This window comes from Rhodopseudomonas sp. BAL398, assembly GCF_033001325.1.
GTDB lineage: Bacteria > Pseudomonadota > Alphaproteobacteria > Rhizobiales > Xanthobacteraceae > JARJEH01.
Window position 1 is genome coordinate 1,241,632 of the sequence record NZ_CP133111.1, and the last position, 17,278, is coordinate 1,258,909.

Annotated in this window: 11 protein-coding genes; 10 read left to right on the forward strand and 1 reads right to left on the reverse strand. The window is 63.2% G+C overall.

Annotated features, from left to right (window positions below):
* Window positions 1–6: 6 nt before the first annotated feature.
* The 7 genes from RBJ75_RS05910 (at window position 7) to RBJ75_RS05940 (ending at window position 12,964) form a co-directional block, all read left to right on the forward strand.
* A complete protein-coding gene (locus RBJ75_RS05910) occupies window positions 7–729 on the forward strand; it encodes a hypothetical protein (protein ID WP_152647603.1) in 723 nt (240 codons plus the stop codon).
* A gap of 103 nt (window positions 730–832) precedes the next feature.
* Entirely contained in the window at window positions 833–1,510 is a 678-nt protein-coding gene (locus RBJ75_RS05915; RefSeq protein WP_044406293.1) for a hypothetical protein, read from the forward strand.
* Window positions 1,510–3,960, forward strand: coding sequence for a hypothetical protein (locus RBJ75_RS05920; RefSeq protein WP_044406296.1), 2,451 nt, complete (start codon window positions 1,510–1,512; stop codon window positions 3,958–3,960). Before RBJ75_RS05915 ends, RBJ75_RS05920 begins: the two co-directional genes overlap by 1 nt.
* Before the next feature lie 81 nt (window positions 3,961–4,041).
* The gene (locus RBJ75_RS05925; protein ID WP_152647604.1) at window positions 4,042–4,560 is read left to right on the forward strand and encodes a hypothetical protein; all 519 of its coding nucleotides are present in this window, start codon (window positions 4,042–4,044) and stop codon (window positions 4,558–4,560) included.
* A gap of 320 nt (window positions 4,561–4,880) precedes the next feature.
* Window positions 4,881–6,788, forward strand: a complete 1,908-nt coding sequence (locus tag RBJ75_RS05930) for a hypothetical protein (RefSeq protein ID WP_152647605.1) — start codon at window positions 4,881–4,883, stop codon at window positions 6,786–6,788.
* A gap of 72 nt (window positions 6,789–6,860) precedes the next feature.
* Window positions 6,861–10,388, forward strand: coding sequence for a hypothetical protein (locus RBJ75_RS05935; protein ID WP_044406305.1), 3,528 nt, complete (start codon window positions 6,861–6,863; stop codon window positions 10,386–10,388).
* 2 nt (window positions 10,389–10,390) lie between these two features.
* The gene (locus RBJ75_RS05940; protein WP_044406308.1) at window positions 10,391–12,964 is read left to right on the forward strand and encodes a hypothetical protein; all 2,574 of its coding nucleotides are present in this window, start codon (window positions 10,391–10,393) and stop codon (window positions 12,962–12,964) included.
* Between the two features lie 17 nt (window positions 12,965–12,981).
* Here the strand turns inward: RBJ75_RS05940 and RBJ75_RS05945 are convergent, their stop codons facing one another.
* A complete protein-coding gene (locus RBJ75_RS05945; RefSeq protein WP_052628823.1) occupies window positions 12,982–13,335 on the reverse strand; it encodes a hypothetical protein in 354 nt (117 codons plus the stop codon).
* A gap of 112 nt (window positions 13,336–13,447) precedes the next feature.
* Between RBJ75_RS05945 and RBJ75_RS05950 the strand changes: the two genes are divergently transcribed.
* The 3 genes from RBJ75_RS05950 (at window position 13,448) to RBJ75_RS05960 (ending at window position 17,277) form a co-directional block, all read left to right on the forward strand.
* Window positions 13,448–15,949: a right-handed parallel beta-helix repeat-containing protein gene (locus tag RBJ75_RS05950; protein WP_044406313.1), complete on the forward strand. Its 2,502-nt coding sequence runs from the start codon at window positions 13,448–13,450 to the stop codon at window positions 15,947–15,949.
* Window positions 15,950–16,010: 61 nt separating this feature from the next.
* Window positions 16,011–16,889, forward strand: coding sequence for a glycoside hydrolase family 19 protein (locus RBJ75_RS05955; RefSeq protein WP_052628824.1), 879 nt, complete (start codon window positions 16,011–16,013; stop codon window positions 16,887–16,889).
* Window positions 16,890–16,911: 22 nt separating this feature from the next.
* On the forward strand, window positions 16,912–17,277 hold the full coding sequence (locus tag RBJ75_RS05960) for a hypothetical protein (protein WP_044406316.1): 366 nt from the start codon (window positions 16,912–16,914) through the stop codon (window positions 17,275–17,277).
* The last annotated feature ends 1 nt before the right edge of the window (window position 17,278 follow it).

The following is a 17,278-nucleotide window of genomic DNA, read 5'->3' on the forward strand; positions in this document are numbered from 1 at the left end:
ACGATCATGCCTCTCACCACCGCAAATCCCGAGGTCGCGCGCAATGCGCTGGCGCGGCAGAATGTCGGCTCGCCGTCGGCGGCCGGCGTTCGCAACATCACCCACGAGTTCCTTTACCGCACCACCCACACCCGCGCCCAGGTCGAAGCCGCGGGCTATTTCAACGACACGCGCGACCGGCTGAACAAGGGCACGATCATTCGCGCCGTGCTCGACGTGTCGAATACTCCGATTGTGGTGGACTACGTCGTCACCGATCCGGGCTCGGCGTCGGCCGATACCGTCGTCGGTCGCAGCGACCGCGGCGGCGGCGTCGTCAACCTGACCGCCGGCGCGACGCTGACGGCCGGCGCGCATGCCGACCGTCTCGTGACGCTGAACGCCGCGGCCGGTCAGGCAATCGTCCTGCCCGCCGCGACCGGAACCGGCGACAAGTACGAGTTTTTCGTTGGCACCACGATCACCTCGAACTCGACCACCATCAAGGTCGCTAATGCCACGGACATCATGTCCGGCCTGGCGATCGTAGCGCAGGATGGCGGCGACACCATCGTAGCATTCGAGACGGCGGCCGACAGCGACACCATCACGCTCAACGGTTCGACAACCGGCGGCATCAAGGGCCAGCGGATCGAGCTGCAGGACGTCGCGGCCGGCCTGTGGTCGGTGCGCTCGAGCGGCGCCGCGACCGGCACCGAGGCGACGCCGTTCTCTGCGACTGTGGCGTAACCGCCAACGCGATCGGAACCGCCGCGGTTTCCGGTGTCCTCGCCAGCGGCGGACGTCATCAACCTGCAGGGCGCACGCGCCCTGCCTTTCTTCCGGAGGATGCATGACGACGCCGATCAACCACCTCAACATCATGAACAATGCGCTTGCCCGGATTGGCGGTGGTGCCCTCATGGATGAGGATGAGGACACTGATCTGGCCGCGCAGGTCAAGGCGGTCTATTACGATCGCGTCGATGCAATTTTCGGGCTGCACCATTGGAGTTTCTCCAGCAAAACCTTCAAGCTGGATGCATTGGCCGCGATCTCCGAAAACGGCTATGACGCGACTGCGTCAAAATTCATCACCGGATGGAAATACGCTTTCCAGATGCCGGGCACGCGGCTGTCGGAACCGCGCAAGGTGATGACCGATCCACGCCGGCCGGATGACCCGTTCCGCGATTTTTTCGTCGAAGCCGGCGTGTTGTATGCCGACCGGGCGCCGATATGGGCCTCGTTCACAGTGCGGTCCGATCCGGCAATCTGGCCGCCGCTGTTTCGCCTTGCCGTCACCACGGCAATTGCGGCCGATCTTTGCGTGCCGGTGACCCATGACAAGACCTTGGCGCAGGCGCTACAGGCGGATGCCGAGGGCATGCCCTCCGAAGGCGGCCGCGGCGGCCTGCTCGGCCGTGCCATGGGCAAGGATCTGGCCGGCGCGCCGGTGTCGTCACCGCTCTCAGTCGATCCCCTCACCTCGGCCCGTCACAATGGCGGCGCCTGGCACGGGCGGTTCTGATGGTCGCGCGCCCCGGTACCTATCAGGCTTCGAACAATGCCGGAGAGCTCAAACCGGAATTGCATGGGCGCACCGATATCAAGCAATTCTATGCTGGCCTGGCACGCGCTGAAAATATAGAGCCGGTTCCCCAAGGTGGCTCGCGGTTGGCGCCGCGCACGCGCCACATCGGGGTCATCCGCAACGTGCTGGCGCCGATCGCCGCGGCATCGGCGAGCTCCAACCTCGGTCCCCACACGGTCGGCAATGTCGTAATCGTGCAGGTCAATTTTTCCGGCGCGCCGTTGATTTCGGCAATCACCTGCGCGTCGCTACAATCGACCATCACGATCGGGCAAATTCTTCAATTTGAACGGTTCGATGGCACGGACTGGCATGCATTCGGCGCGGCGTTCTCTTGCGATCCAACGGGGGCCGACCGGGTCGTGGCGATGCCACCGCGAACAACGGTTCAGGCCCGGGCGGTGCGCCTGCGGATGATCTCAGCGCCGCCTGCCACCATCTCCTTTGCGACAACAGGCTGTGTCGCCTCCTACGAAACAGATGCATTATCGGCCGTCAAATTACGGCCATTCACCTTCGCAATCGATCAGAGTTATGTTTCTGTCTATACAAACGGCGTCACTGATTTTTATCGTGGTAATAACTTTTCAGGGATGGCGACAACAGGCATCGTGCAAAGTCAGCTGGCGCTGCTCGACGTCCAGCAGCGTTTCGACACCGTCTTGGCGTTTCATGAGGATATCATCCCGCGGAGGATCAAGCGCAACGGGGCCGACAATGAATGGATCTCCGACACGATCCCGTTGATTGCGATCCCGTCGGTCGATCTAGGCGGAACTTACACCAACGCGGTCGTTGATGTCTGGCAGATCTACCTTCGTTTTCCAAAGTCGACCGAAGACGATTTTGCATCTGGTGTCGGCATCTACCTTTCGATATCGGTCAATGGCGAGGAAACATCGGCGGCTGGACTGCCGACCGGGCCTGACTGGGTATCATTCGTTGCTGCGTTAAAAGCTTTCATTGAGGCCCTCCCGAGCGTCGAGCCCGGCATCACCCTTACCGAAGATCACTCGGTCGACGGTTCAGCAACGCTGAACCTATCCTTCACCGGCGCCGGTAATGTCGGTAATCGCTTTGCGGTAACGGCGCAGGTCGTCAACACCAACAGCGCCGCCGCAACGACCGTACATTCGGTGCTTGGAAGCCCGGGCGGCGAACCGATTATCAGTGTCGGTCGCGGCTGGCCGGCCTGCGCTAATTACTACCAGGAACGGCTTATTCTCGGCGGCTTCAAAGCCAAGCGCGGCGCTTGGATGGCCAGCGTTTCCGGCGAATATTTTACCTTCAACACCGAACAGGTTGCGGCATCAGGCGGCATTCTGGTCAATCTCGACACCGACGGGGCCGAGCGCATCCAACACATCGCCCGATCAAGACACCTGTTATTTTTCACCTCCGATGCAGAATACTTCGTCGCCGATCGGGCATTGTCGCGGGCGGTGGTGCCAACCGTCGTGAACACGTCGCGCAATGGTAGCGCGCCAGGCATCCCGATTGTCGATGCGGACGGTCAGCTGATCTATATCTCGCGCAACAATGCGCTGATCTATTCCGCCAGCTATAACGATGTTTCTCAGGCCTACATCTCCGAGCCGATCTCACTGCTCGCATCGCACATCGCCAGCGATATTGCCGATATGGCAATTCAGAAAGCATCCACTGCGACCGACGCGGCACGGTTATGGATGCCACGCAATGACGGCACGGCGACGCTCGGCATCATGCTGCGCAATCAGGACGTCGTGGCTTTTACCCGTTGGACCACCGACGGCAAGGTCAAGGCCGTCTGCGTTGACGGAACCAACCAAACCTATCTCGCCGTCGAGCGCCAGGTGGGCGGCGCCGCGCAATTGCATCTTGAACGGGCGGAACTCGGCCTGCTGTTTGATGGCACAATCGAGCAGTCCTTCGATGAGGCGGTGACGCACATTCCGAACCTCGGTCCGCACGATGGCTCGGAAGTGTGGGCACAGGCCGATGGCTATATCGTCGGCCCGTTTACCGTCGCGGATAGCGCCATCACGCTGGCGGTCGCTGCAACCCATGTGCTGGTTGGCCGCTGGACGCCGCCGCGAGCTCGCACGCTGCCGCTGCCCTCGGAGGTTGCCGAGCGCATCGTCGTGAAGAAGCCGAAGCGAGTTCATACCGTGCGCCTCGATCTGGTCGACACAAGCTCGGTGGCGATTGGCGCAAATGGCTTTGCGGCAAAGAATGTCGGCCTGGCCCGTGCAGGAGATCAGATCGACGCGCCGCAGGCCGCGATCAGCCGAACCATTGTCGTTTCCGGCCTGTCCGGTTTCACCGATGACGGCCAGGTCGAGATCACCCAAACCAAGCCGGGAACGCTGGCCTGGCGCGGCCTCACGATCGAAGCAACGAGGTAGGAGATGGAATTTGCAGCGGCGGCCTTGAGCGCGATCGGATCGACCTTTGCGGGCGCCGGCACGGTTGCCAATGGCGCGATCGTGCTCGGCGGCGCTGCCGGGCCTGGCGTGTTTGGCGCAAGCGCAGGCCTTGGCGCGAGCCTTGGCGGATTGTCCACAGCCGCGTCCATTCTGTCCGGCGGCGCCACGGTCGCCTCCGTATTGATGGCCAATCAGGCCGGACAGCAACAGGCCGCGGCATTGAACATGCAGGCCAGCGACGCAGAGATGAGCGCGCGGTTGGAACAGGTGCAGGGCTTGCAGCGCCGAAACTCGATCAAGGCGGCGCTGGTCGACGCCATCGGCGAACGCGATGTGGCGGCCGCAGCATCGGGCGTCGACCTGTCATTCGGAACGCCGGCCATCGCCCGCGATCAGGCCCAGATTGAAGGCAGCCGGGCTCTGACGGTCGACCAAAACACCGAAAGTTTTAACAGGTCGCGATTATTCGAGCGCGCCGCCAACTATCGGACAATGGCAAAGCAGGCGTCGGCGGGCGGTCTCGGCAAGGCCGCAACCCTTGCGCTCGAAGGTGGCGCCAAGTTGGCGCGGAGGGGATAATGCCGAACAAATTCGGACGCAGTGTCGGCGCCGTCGATCAACCGAAATTCCGCGGGTTGCTGCCTGAGGGCCTGATCCCGGTGGCGCGCCCTGATGGCTCAATCCAATCGGAAATGTCAGCCGCTAGCGGCAGGATCGCCAACACGTTTGGCGCAATTGCCGACGAAGCGGCAATTGCTGAAGGCGCCGCTGCTGGAAACACCGCCGGACTGCAGTCGGATTATCGGCCCGATGGAGCGTTGACCCTGCGCGGCAAGGCGTTCAATAGCGCCGCCACCAAGACCTATCTGAACAATCTCGACGCCAATCTGCGCAACGATATGCAGGCGACCTTCGAGGGCTCCAAGAATAATCCTGCCGAGTTGAAACAGAACTTCGACGCTCTGCAACAGGACTACCGTGCCAAGCATGTGTTTCCGGAAATCGAGGGGGACTTCGTGGCTTCCTTCGCCCGGCTGCGCATGCCCTACCAGAACAAGGCTCTATCGAATTTCGAAGAAGCGCAGCGGGATCAGGAGCGGGCCTCGACCGTCGACAATCTGTCGGCGACGCAGACGACCATTGCGCGGATTTCTGCTCTCGATCCGACCAATCCGCAGACCGCGCAGACCGTCGCAATCGAACTGGATCGCGCCGACCGTTTGATCGATGCCAGGATTTCATCGCAAGCGATCACTGCGGAGGCCGGCGCAAAGCTAAAGATCAGGTCCCGCGATGACGGATTGACAAACGCAGCACTCGCGCAGGCCTCAACACTGAAAACGCCGGAGGAGATCGCGGCCTATCGCGCCAACGTCAAAGCCAAATTCGCCAAGGGTGAATTCAATGGGTTGAGCGGCGATGGCTATCAATCGCTCGATGCCGGCCTGCATGCGCTGCAGAATGCCCGCCGCACCGAAATCGGCAGCGGCGTCTCTCAATTGACCAAAAACATCGATGATTATGTGGAGCGGGTCGCCAGCGGCTTGCCGACGCCGCCAGACGAGTGGACCCGCTACGCCACATCGGACGCTGCCAAAACTCCGGCCGGCGCCGTCGCGCTGCGGGTCGGAGAGACCAAGGCCAAGATCGCCACGGTGATGAGCAAGATCTCGATCGACGACGCCAGCCGGCTTGTGTCCGGCATGCGCAGTGAAGCCGCCAAGGGCGGCGCCACGGCGCCGGACGCGGCCATCATTGATTTTGCCGAAAAGCAATTGTCGAAACAGCGGACGGCGATCAACACTGATCAGCTCGGGTTCGCAGAACAAAAGCGGTTGATCCAGCAGGTCGCGCCGATCGATTTTCAGGGGTTTGCAACATCGAACGATCCCGCCGCCGCTGGCGCCGTCGCAGCACAATTTCGAGACCGCACGGCTCAGGCCCGCGCGGTCGGCGCTGAACTGTCTCGTGCTCCGCAGTTTCTGCGGCCCGAGGAGAAGGATCGGCTCAAAGACATCGTCAGCCGTGGCGGTCCGAAGGCGCTCGAATTGGCGGCGGCGATCGTCAAGGGAGCCGATTACGACGCCCCGGCGATCTTGCGTGAAATCTCCGGTGATGCGCCGCTGTTGGCACAGGCCGGCAACATCATTGCCAATGGCGGATCACTGGCGGCCGCGCGCGACGCCTTCAATGCCGCCAAGGTCAAGGCTGAAACCGGCAAGGAATTGCCGGGCATATCGTCGACGATCAGCAGCAAGGCAATGCGTGACAGTTTTGGATCTGCATTCATGATGCAGGGAGAGGACGCCGGCAGAATACGCAGCATGGCTGATGCAATTGCCCGAACAAGGTTGGCCTCGGGGAGCGTCGACCCTACCGGATCGGAAGCTGAAACCATCTATAAACGCGCGCTGCAAGAGGCGGCCGGCGCCAGCTTCGTTGGTGGCGTGCAATATGGCGGTGTCGCTGGTTACAAGCCTGGCTATTGGACGAGCTATAAGGTTGCGGTGCCGCCATCTATCAAGGCAGATGCTTTTCGAGATGTCATTCGGGCGATCCGTGATGATGATCTCAGAACCTTGCCAACACCGCCGCTGACGGCTGACGGCAGGCCATATCCGGCGCGCGATATCGCGGCGGCGATCCCGATCGCGGTGCGTGGTGGCTATCGTTTTGCAATGGGCGAGCCGACGTCGGATGATCCGAAGTACATCCGCGGTGCTGACGGCGCGCCGTTCGTGCTGCCGTTTGATGCGCTGCAGCGGATCGCGCCGCGGGTGTCCGGCGCGTTGCTCGGGGGCCGATAGATGTTTCTGTCCGAGCCCCGCGAAACCACTCTGACATTTGGTGAGCCCGGGGGAGATGACGGGTTTGCTACCGTGCTGCGTTCGCTCAGTGACAAGCTTGACGCCTATGGGCGCCGCACCATCGCCGAAGATGACGCGATGGGAGTAGCCTATGCGGCGGATCTGGCAAAGGCCGCGGCCGCCGCCGAACGCCAGACCCGGCTGGTCGACACCATCAACGCCAGGGAAAACGCGCTGGCCGAGGCCGCCGATCACCGCATCCGCACCGTGCGCGAGCAGACCGGGCTGGTGTTGGAAAACCCGTTTTCCGGCGGCTATCTGATTGACGCCAATCGGCGCGTCGATGATGCGCGCGCCAGGGGCGAGACGATCGACAACCGATCCGCGGCGGTGCAAGAACAACAACGCGCGATCTTTACCGAAAAGATTGATGAAGCGGCGCAGAATTTCCCCGACAAGGCGCCGGCGCTCAGTTTCGGGCAATCGCTCGAGGACCAGGCCAGGGCGATTTCGGCTGGCGCCGCCTATGACGGAGAACATGCGCCGGGCGGCGTCGGGCCGTTTCTGGCGTCGATCGCCGGCGGATTGTGGGGATCGCGGCGCGATCCGCTATTCGTCGGTTCGCTGTTCATCGGTCCCGGCCTGTCCGCCGCGCGGAGCGCGCTTGGCGCGATCGGCATGGGAGCCTTGAAACAGGGCCTGTTCAATGCCGGCCTGCAGGCCGCCGCGCAGCCGGCGGTGCAGGATTGGCGCCGCGCGATCGGCGAGAAATCCGGCGTGGTGCCGGCGCTGGAAAATGTCGGACTGGCGTTCCTGTTCGGCGCCATCCCCGGCGCAGCGATCGAAGGCGCGCGGGTGCTGACCGGCGCCCATAAGGCGGCGATCGGCCGGTTGGCCGACGGCACGGCGAACCCTGGCGACGCCGCATTGGCCGCGCAAGGGCTTGGCGTCAAACTCGACGATGAGACGGCGCGCAGCATCAGGACCGGCGAAGCCGACCAGGCCCATGCCGTGGCTGCGGCGGCTGACCGCCCGGCCGATGTCCCGCCGCAGCAGCATGACGAAATTGTCGCGCAGGCGATCCGCCATGCCGAAGATCCTGCCGTCAATCCACCTCCGGACCTGCCGACCGCGGCGCCGCCGCGCGCGGCCGATCAGGCTGCCGTGGTCGACGAAACGATCGCCGCCCGGCTCGGCGATCGTCACACCATCGACGGCAAGCCGGTCACCTTTGCGCGGTTCGACCCGGCGCAACTGACAACCGATGCCGCGGCGTTCCAGTACAAGGGCGGCGGCGACGCCGCCGGCGTCACCGACCGGCTGAAAAACGTCAGCACCTATGACCCTCTGGCCAGCGGCAAGACGCTGGTGTTCGAGCGGCGCGACGGCAGCCAGGTGATCGCCGACGGTCACCAGCGTCTCGGCCTGGCCAAGCGGCTTGGCGCCGACGATGCCAGTATCAAGCTCGACGGCTTCCTGTTTCGCGAGCGCGACGGCTGGACCGCGGAAGACGTCCGCGCGATGGCGGCGAAAAAGAACATGCAGGAAGGATCTGGCGATGCGCTCGACGCCGCCCGCATCCTGCGCGACCGGCCCGACCTGCTCGATGGCTCGATGCCGCTGTCATCGCCGATGATGAAAAACGCCATCGCGCTGTCTCGGCTGTCCGATGAAGCCTTCGGGATGGCGATCAACGGCGTGGTGCCGCCGAATTATGCGGCCGCGGTCGGCGCCATGGTTCCGGACCGGCTGCAGCATGGCAGCGTCGTGGCCGACCTGGCGCGGCTGGCGCCGGAAACCGAGCGCGAGGCCCGGCTGCTGATCGGCGAAATCATGGCGTCTGGGTTCCGCGCCGAGGAACAGATCAATCTGTTCGGCGCCGCGGAGGCGACGCGGTCGCTGATGGGCGAGCGCGTCAAGGTACTGGACGCGGCACTGGTCGGCCTGTCGCGCGACAAGAAGCTTTTCGGGACGCTGGCCGCCAAGGCGGACGCGATCGAGGCCGCCGGCAACCAGCTCGCCCGCGAGGGCAACGACGCGCGCGCCCGCGACGCCGCCCAGCTGCAGGACATGCTGACCAGGCTGGCGCGCCGCACCGGGCCGGTGTCGGACGCGCTCAACCGCGCCGCCGCCCAGATGGCGGACGGCATGAAGCCCGGCAAGGCGGCTGACGGCTTTCTCGAGGACGTCCGCGCCCTGCTCGACCGCGACGGCCTGGCCGGCCTGCTGGCCGATCCTGAGCTGAAACCGCGGCTGACGGTTGAGCCTGGCACCCCTGATGCCCTGGCGGCGGCGGAAACGGCGAATACCGAGCGTCAGGATGGCCCAGATTTGTTTGGCGGCACCGGTCGGACGGCAGAGCCCGCATCGACCAAAACCTCTCCTGAGCCTTCTGTGGCCCGGGAAACGGCCATTCAGGACCAAGGCCGCCAGGCGGTCTTTGAGGATGTGGCATCGCAGCTGCGGGCGGCCGGCATCCAGGCGGACCAGATCGACGCCAATGCGGCGGTATTTGCCGCCCGCTATGCCACAAGGGCGCAGCGATTGGGCGAAGCCTCGGCCTGGGAGGCCTATGTTGCGGACGGGCTGACCATCCGGCGCGGTGAGACCGGCACGGCTAAAGGTGTTGGGGTCTTCCAGCAATCCGACTGGACGCCGCGAATCGTGTCGTCAAAAGAGATGCAGCTGGCGGTGCTGAGGAATGAGTGGCAACGCCACGGTCCCGATCTCGACTATGAGGACGTGCTGGCCGGGCGTAGCGGCGACAAGCTATGGCGCGACGAGGTCAACGCCTGGAACGAGGCGCACGGCACCTCGATCGATCCCGACCCGAACGCAACCTACAAATTCGGCAGCTACCCGGATTTCGAAAAGCATTTCGAGGCAAAGCACCTCGATGGCAAAAAGGCGCCATTCCCTGGCGTCAAGAAAGCCAACGATTATTTCGAATTCAACGGCAACATCGAGCACACCGCCTATCTGCGCGGCCAGGAACCGACCGATTATCAACAGGCTGCCGGCGCGGCGGCGGCGCGCGGCAAGATCACCGTCTTCCGCGACAACAGCGCGATCATCGACCTGTTCGCCCGCGCCGACCAGTCGACCTTCATGCACGAGGCCGGCCATCTGTGGCTGGGCGAACTGGTGCGCGACGCGGAAAAAGCCCCGGCGCTGGCCCGCGATCTCGACGCGGTGCTGCAATGGTTCGGGATCGACGATGCCGGAAAGATCGAATTGAAGCATCACGAGCAATGGGCGCGCGGCTTCGAGGAATATCTGCGCGAGGGCAAGGCGCCCTCTTCCGCGCTGGCCCGGGCGTTCGATGCGTTCAAATCCTGGCTGACGACGATCTATCGCAGCCTGAGCGATCTCGGTCCCGATCGCGCGCCACTGAGCGACGACGTTCGCGGCGTGATGGACCGGCTGCTGGCGAGCGATGCGGAGATCTCCGCGCGGAAGCCGGCCACTCTGTTCGAGGCTCTGGCGGTATCGGAGCGCCCGGATGGCCGCGACACCCGGTTCATCAGCCGCGACGCCGCCCTTGCGGAAGCGGATAAATCCGCCGAACATGCCGATCTGGTGGCGAGCTGTAAGGGCTGAACATGAGCTTTCGCGATTGCCTGTTGTCCGCCGTCGATCAAGGCGCGATTTCCAAGGATGAGGCGGCCGAGCTGCAGCGCCGGTTCGACGACGAATTCGCGCAGGCGCGCCTGGCGCTGGGCGATGACGGCGCCGCGGCAGCGGCCAAGATCAAGCTGGAAAAGGATCTGCGCGCCGAAGGCTTCGAGCGGCGACGACGGGTGTTGCTGCAGGATGCCGTGCAGGATCGGCTGGCCGGATATGTGGCGAGCTATCGCGACCTCAAGGGCGGTCCGGACGTGTTCGGCGCAGTGCTCAATCTGATCGAAAACCACGGCTTCGCCGGCACCTCATCGCTGGCCGGCCGACAGAAGGCGATCGTCTCGCTGGTCCATGGCGAGCTGGCCGACGTGCTGGAGACGTTCCGCAAATCGGCGATCAGCGGCCGCCGCTTCAACAAGCCGATGCTGGATGATGTGGTACGTGACGCGCTGGGGTCGCCCTCCGGAAAGCCCGAAGCCAAGGCGATGGCGGATGCCATCCAAAGCGTGTTCGAGACGCTACGGCAGCGCTTCAACGCCGCGGGCGGCGCGATCGGCAAGATCGAGGGCGGCTATCTGCCTCAGTTTCACGATCCTCGCGCGCTGCTCAATGCGGGCCGTGACCAGTGGAAAGGTTTCATCCGGCCGCTGCTCGATACCGAACGGATGAAAGATCCGCTGACCGGCGACAGACTGACCGCGTCGCGACTCGATCAGGTGCTCGATGCCTCGTTTGATCTGGTGACGACGGATGGCTGGTCGAACCGCCAGGCGCTGCGCACGCCGCAGGGCGGCAAGGGCATGTTGGCGTCGCAGCGGGCCGAGCATCGGTTCCTGCACTTCAAGGATGCCGACGGCTGGCTGAAATATAACGAGCAGTTCGGCAAGGGCGATCCGCTGAAGGCGATCTTCGAACACATCAACGGCATGGCGCGCGACATCGCCGCGATGGAACAATTCGGGCCGAACCCGAACGCGACGGTCGAATGGTTGAAACAAATCGTGCAGGTCGAAGCCGCCAAGTCGATCGCCGGCAAGCCGTCGCTCTACGCCGCCGGAAGCAAGACGGCTGACAGCATCCGCGACAAGATCGACTATCTGCCGTATCGGATCGATGGCGTTTATCAATACGTCCGCGGCCGCAGCGTGGTTTCGGGCAATATGGCGATCGGCTTCGGCAATGTCCGCAACCTGCTGACCTCGGCACTGCTCGGTTCGGCGTCGATCACCGCGGCGATGACCGATCCCTTCGTCGACGCCTCGACCCGCTACCTCAGCGGTCTGCCGATTACCAAGGCGCTGTGGGGCCTGACCAAGACGTTTTCCGAAGGCACCAAGCGACAGGCGGTGCGCAGCGGCATTGTGATGGACGATTTCCTGCACATCCTTGGCGACGAAGCCCGCTTTGCCGGTCAGGTCTGCGGCTCGGAATGGTCGAAATGGCTGGCCGAACGCACCCTGGCGCTAAGCGGTCTGGAGCCGATGACGCAGGCGCGCAAGCACGTCTTCGCGCTGGATTTTCAGGCGGCGATCGCCGATCGCACCGACCGGATATTCGACGCACTCGACCCCTATCTCAAACGCGCGCTGGAAGGTTATGGGATCGATCGCACCGCATGGGATGTGATCCGCGCCACGCCGGCGCATGCGCCAGAGGGCGGCGCCGGCTTCATCCGGCCGATCGATGTGGCCGGCCTAGCTGATGGTCCGGCGCTGCCCAAGGTGCAGCAGCTGCTCGGCATCGACAGCACCGATCAGGCTGTGGCGGCCGCGCAGACGGCGGCGGGCGTGCGGCGGATTGCCGAACAATATCTCGAAGTCATCCTGCAGCAGACCGAGCGCGCGGTGCCGACCTCAACGGCGCGGTCGCGCTCTTTCTTCGTCGGCACTCAGCCGAAGGGCTCGTTCTGGGGGGAGATCGTCGAAAGCGGCTTGCTGTTCAAATCCTTCACGCTGTCGTTCACGACGCTGCAGCTGCAGGCGATCCAACAGGAACTACACCAGAGCGGCGCGCGCGGCGCGGCCTATGCGGGATCGATGGCGCTGGCGCTAACGCTGGGTGGCGGCATGGCGCTGCAGATCAAGAACGTGATCAACGGCAAGGACCCGATGCCGATGGACGATCCGCGGTTCTGGCTGCAGGCGCTGCAGACCGGCGGCGGCGTCGGCCTGCTCGGGGATTTCATGTTCGCCGATGCCAGCCGGCAAAACCAGTCGCTGGCCTCCACCATAGCGGGGCCGACCGTGGGCGCCGCCAACGATCTGATGAAGCTGACGGTCGGCAATGCGCAAGAGCTGCTGCGCGGCAAGGACACCCATGCCGGCCGCGAAGCCGTCAATACGCTGGGCCGCTATATGCCGGTGGCGTCGTCGCTGTGGTATATGCGCACCGCATACCGGCGGGTGATGCTGGATCAGTTGCAATATCTGGCCGACCCGGAGGCGCACAAGAATTTCCGCCAGCAGGAGCAACGGCTGCAGTCGGAAAGTCATCAGGAATTTTGGTGGCGCCCCGGCAACACCAGCCCTAGCCGGGCGCCTCAGATGGCGCGCTAGGGTTCGCCACCACGAGATTATTTCAGCGGCGGCGCTCCGCACCGCTTCTGCTCGGCCAGCATCGCCAGATATTGCTGGCGGTTTTGCAGTGCGGTGATCTCAGTATCGGCGGTGCCCTGAAAATCCATGCCGAACCACAGCACCGGCACAACGAGCCCCGCAACGCCGGCGGCGATATTCTGGGCGACCTTGAGGCCCTTGTCGGAGGCAAGCTGCTGCACTTTGGCGTTATTGGCCTCGACCTCGGACAGGATCGCCGAGCAATCCATATAGCGATCGGTTGGCTGCACCACGGCAACCGGAGCGGGCGCCCGCCCGGCGCATCCTGCAACAGCGACGGCCATCAGCGTTGCCGACCAGATCGTTTTCATCCCAGCCCCCATTCGTGGCCGCAATATTGACGAAATCCGTCAGGCCTGCAATCGCCGAGCGGAAACTATCCCCCGCGCTTAACATGCCCTGCCCTGCCGCACTCTAGCGGACATGAGCACCATTTTTGAAATTCCCCGCGGCACCCGCCAGCAGACGCTGATCACCAGCGGCGCGCAGACCGTTTTTGGCCCGTTCGATTTCATCCTGTTTGATGAGCGCGATCTTGAATTGCGCCAGATGGCCCCGAACAGCACGGCGTTCGCGCTCATTTCACAGGATCAGTACAGCGCGGCACCGGTCGCGCCGGCGACGGGATGGCCTGCATATTTCACCATCACGCTGGCAGCGGCGCTGCCGTCCGGAACTATACTGTCGGTCAAGGGCACCAGGCTCGGATCGCGTACCAGCAATGTGACGCAGGGAGGCGTGGTGCGCTCGGTACCGCTCGAAAAGGAGCTCGACACCCAGGTTGCACAGCTACAGGAATTGCGCCGCGACATTGACGCGATGGTCGCCAGTGGGGCGACTGGCGACCTGATCGCTTCCGGCATTGCCAACAACTCGCCAGCTCCTGGCGGCACCGTTGCCGATGCACTGGAAGATCTCGACATTCGCGCCAGCGAAGCCGAAGCCAAGTTGCTGGCATTACGCGCCGATGTTGATCAGCTCTCGGTTGATGCGGCGCAATTTCCGAATACGGCACGGGTCACCGCGGCCTTCATCGCGGAGAATGCGACCTATCTACGCACCGCAGGTTATGCCACACCCGGCGATTGGGGCGGCGCTCTGTACAAGAAAGTCGCGAGCGAACCGACAACGCTGGACAAGGTCCAATCTGCTGATGGTGCCTGGTGGCAAATCGCCGAACCGGTGCTCGATCCCCGCATGTTCGGCGCGGTCGGAAATGGCATTTATCCCGATATGGCGGCGCTTAACGCATGGTATGCGGCGCTTCGATCGGACGGTCCAGACTTGCGTGTGGGCAGGCTGTCGCCTGGCCGCTACACATTCAGCGCGCCGTTGGTCTGGGCAGGAAAGGATAATATTCAGATCGTCGGCGCCGGCCGCGGCGCATCTGTGCTGGTCTATAATGGCGCCGCAACCGATGTTGATCTGATCACCTTTGGTGATAATTCCGGCAACTACACCAACAACATCTTTTCAGATTTCAGCGTGTCATCGGACACGATGATGACAGGCGGCTACGCATTCCGGCTCAAGGGATTGTCGAATTCGATCGTCAAGCGCGTCAATATGGATGGTCAGCACGGCAGCGGAAAGCTGTGGCACGGGATCTATTTCGACGGCATCCAGATCTGCCGATATGAGGACTACGAGACATATTGCCAGCGCGATGGCGTGTCGGTGTCAGGCACGGTCGGCGCTGGACCAAAAGCCTTGATGCACCTTAAGGAGGGCTGGCAGCTCGGGACCAACTACACCGACGCGGTCGGCATCCGCATCGGTGGGGCATTCGGAGGCGTCTATATCGACGCCGTCGACGTTTCTGGTGCGATGTACGCGGCCTGCATTGTCGACGAAACGTTGAAGGCCGAGCAGAACCGGGAGATTTTTTTCTGGAATGCCGACTTTGATGCTGGCCATACCTATAGCTTGATCGTGCGACATTCGGACACTGAGGCTGGCGTCTACCGCTACAATGGCAGCTTTTTCTTTTCGCCGGTCTTGATCGAGACGGGAGACGTGACAAACCACGTCTTCAACGCCTGTACGTTCTCGCCTAACCTCGGCGGTGACGGCCTGCGGGTCGATGCTGAGGGACTGGTGCTTATAGACGGCTGCCTGTTTGCGTCGGTGGATGGCTACGATCTCAACATCACCACGGCCGCGCACAATGTCATCGAAGGAAATAATTTTTTAGTAGGAGCCGGCCTCGGCGCCCACAGTGCCATCAAGCCGCGCTATCTCGACCGCAAGGAAGTTATGGCGTCGATTGCGAGTGCGACGACGACAGACCTTGGGTCGACCACGTCGCAGTCGATTACGATCTCGGGAACAACGACGATTTCCTCTTTCGGGTCTTCTGCCCCGGCCGGCGCGCTCAAGACGGTGGCGTTCTCTGGCGACATGACGTTGACCCACAATGCAACCTCGCTGATCCTGCCAGGCGCCGCGAACATCGCCGTCATGTCGGGATCTGTCGGCATCTTCCGGCATGAAGGTTCCGGAAACTGGCGTTGCCTGTCATTCACGCCATACGGAACGAAGTATGTAGATAGCGCGGTGACGTTTGATAGTCCGCTCGCACTGACAACCGCAACACCCATCGATATGGCATCGCTTTCCCTTCCGCCAGGCACGTGGGAAATTCGCCTACATATAAACTTTGCTCTCGCCGCGAGCACGAATATCACTCGGCTTGCGGCGTCGATATCGCTTGTGTCGGCGACGCCGGATGGAGCTCCTGGCCACTTTGCGGAAGCCTGCATTCCGGCTGCTGGCGTCGTTCCGAGCAACGGCCCAAGTCTTTCGCTACCGTCCGTCGAGATGACGTTTTCGGAGACCACCTCTGTTTTCGCCATCGCGTTCGCACAGTTCACTGTCAGCACGTGTAGCGCTTGGGGCCTGTTCAGTGCTCGGCGCGTTCCATGATCCGCGCTTAACACTTCTGCGATGCGGGCATTATGAGGCCTTCACAAGTGAGGGCTGACAGATGGCACGGATCAAGTTGACGGCTTCGGACTGGCGCGCAATCTGGCCGCGGGCGCCGCAGCAGCTGATTGACGCCTTCGCCGCCAAACAAGCCGTGCTCGACGCTGCCGGCATCACCGCGAGCAAAGTCCGCCTTGCTTATTTCTGCGCGAACATCGAGCACGAATGCTGCGGCTTCACCATCTCGAACCTGACGGAAAATATCAACTACAGCGCGGCGCGCATGGCAGTGGTGTGGCCGAACCGTTTCAAAAACGCAGGCGACGTCGTCGCCAAATACGGCACCGCTCCTGGATGGCAGCGCCGCGCGTTCGATGAAATTTATGGCAACCGCATGGGAAACCGCGCCGGCACGTCCGACGGCTCGCGCTATATCGGCCGCGGTGGCCCGCAATGGACCGGCCGCGACGGCTACGCGGCGCTGCAGCGGATCACGACGCTGCCGGCTGTCGACAATCCGAATATCGTCTCGCGGCTCGATCTGCAGCCCGAAATCTGCGCTGCGTTTTGGCAGTGGAAAAACCTCAACCGCTTCGCCGATGCAGGTGACTTCAAGGGCTGCGTCCGGGCATGGAACGGCGGCAACAACGGCATGGCAGACCGCCTCGCGCAGATGGCCGGCAACGATCCGATCATCCAGCGCCTGGCGCTGGTCGAGGGCAAGGCCTCGCAAATTCCGGAGCCGGCCAATCCCATGGTGACGGCGGGTGGCGCGGCCAAGGGTGGCGCCGTCGTCGTAGTCGCGGCCGGCGTCGCCGAGGGCGTGCGGCAAGGCTGGGGCGCGCAGCAATGGGTGGTCGCCGTCGTCGCCGTTGCAGGCGCGCTGCTGATCGCGCTGGGCATCTGGCTGGCCCGCAAATATTCGAAGCGCGCCGCCTGAGTGCGGCAACAGGAGGCTACCCATGTGGAATATCGTTTCGTGGACCTTGTCGATCGTGCTGGTCGTGGCCGGCATTTATCTGGTGATCCGGCCGGTGCTGCGCGCGTCGCCGCGCTTTGCAGAGTTTTACGCCGAAGCGGACACCTTCTGGCAGAAGGTTGCGGCCTTCGGCTACAATTCGGCAACTGTGGCTTTGTCCTACGCGCTGTCGGCGATCGGTTTTCTAACGTCGCAGATCGACACGCTGGCAACGCTGCTCGGAGATCCGCAGATTAAGCAGCAGATTGCGGACATGCTGGGCGCCAGCCCGACCGTGCTAGGCTATGTCATGATGGCGATCGGCGTCGTTACCTTCGTGGCGCGGATGCGTTCGATCGTGAGGGGTTGAC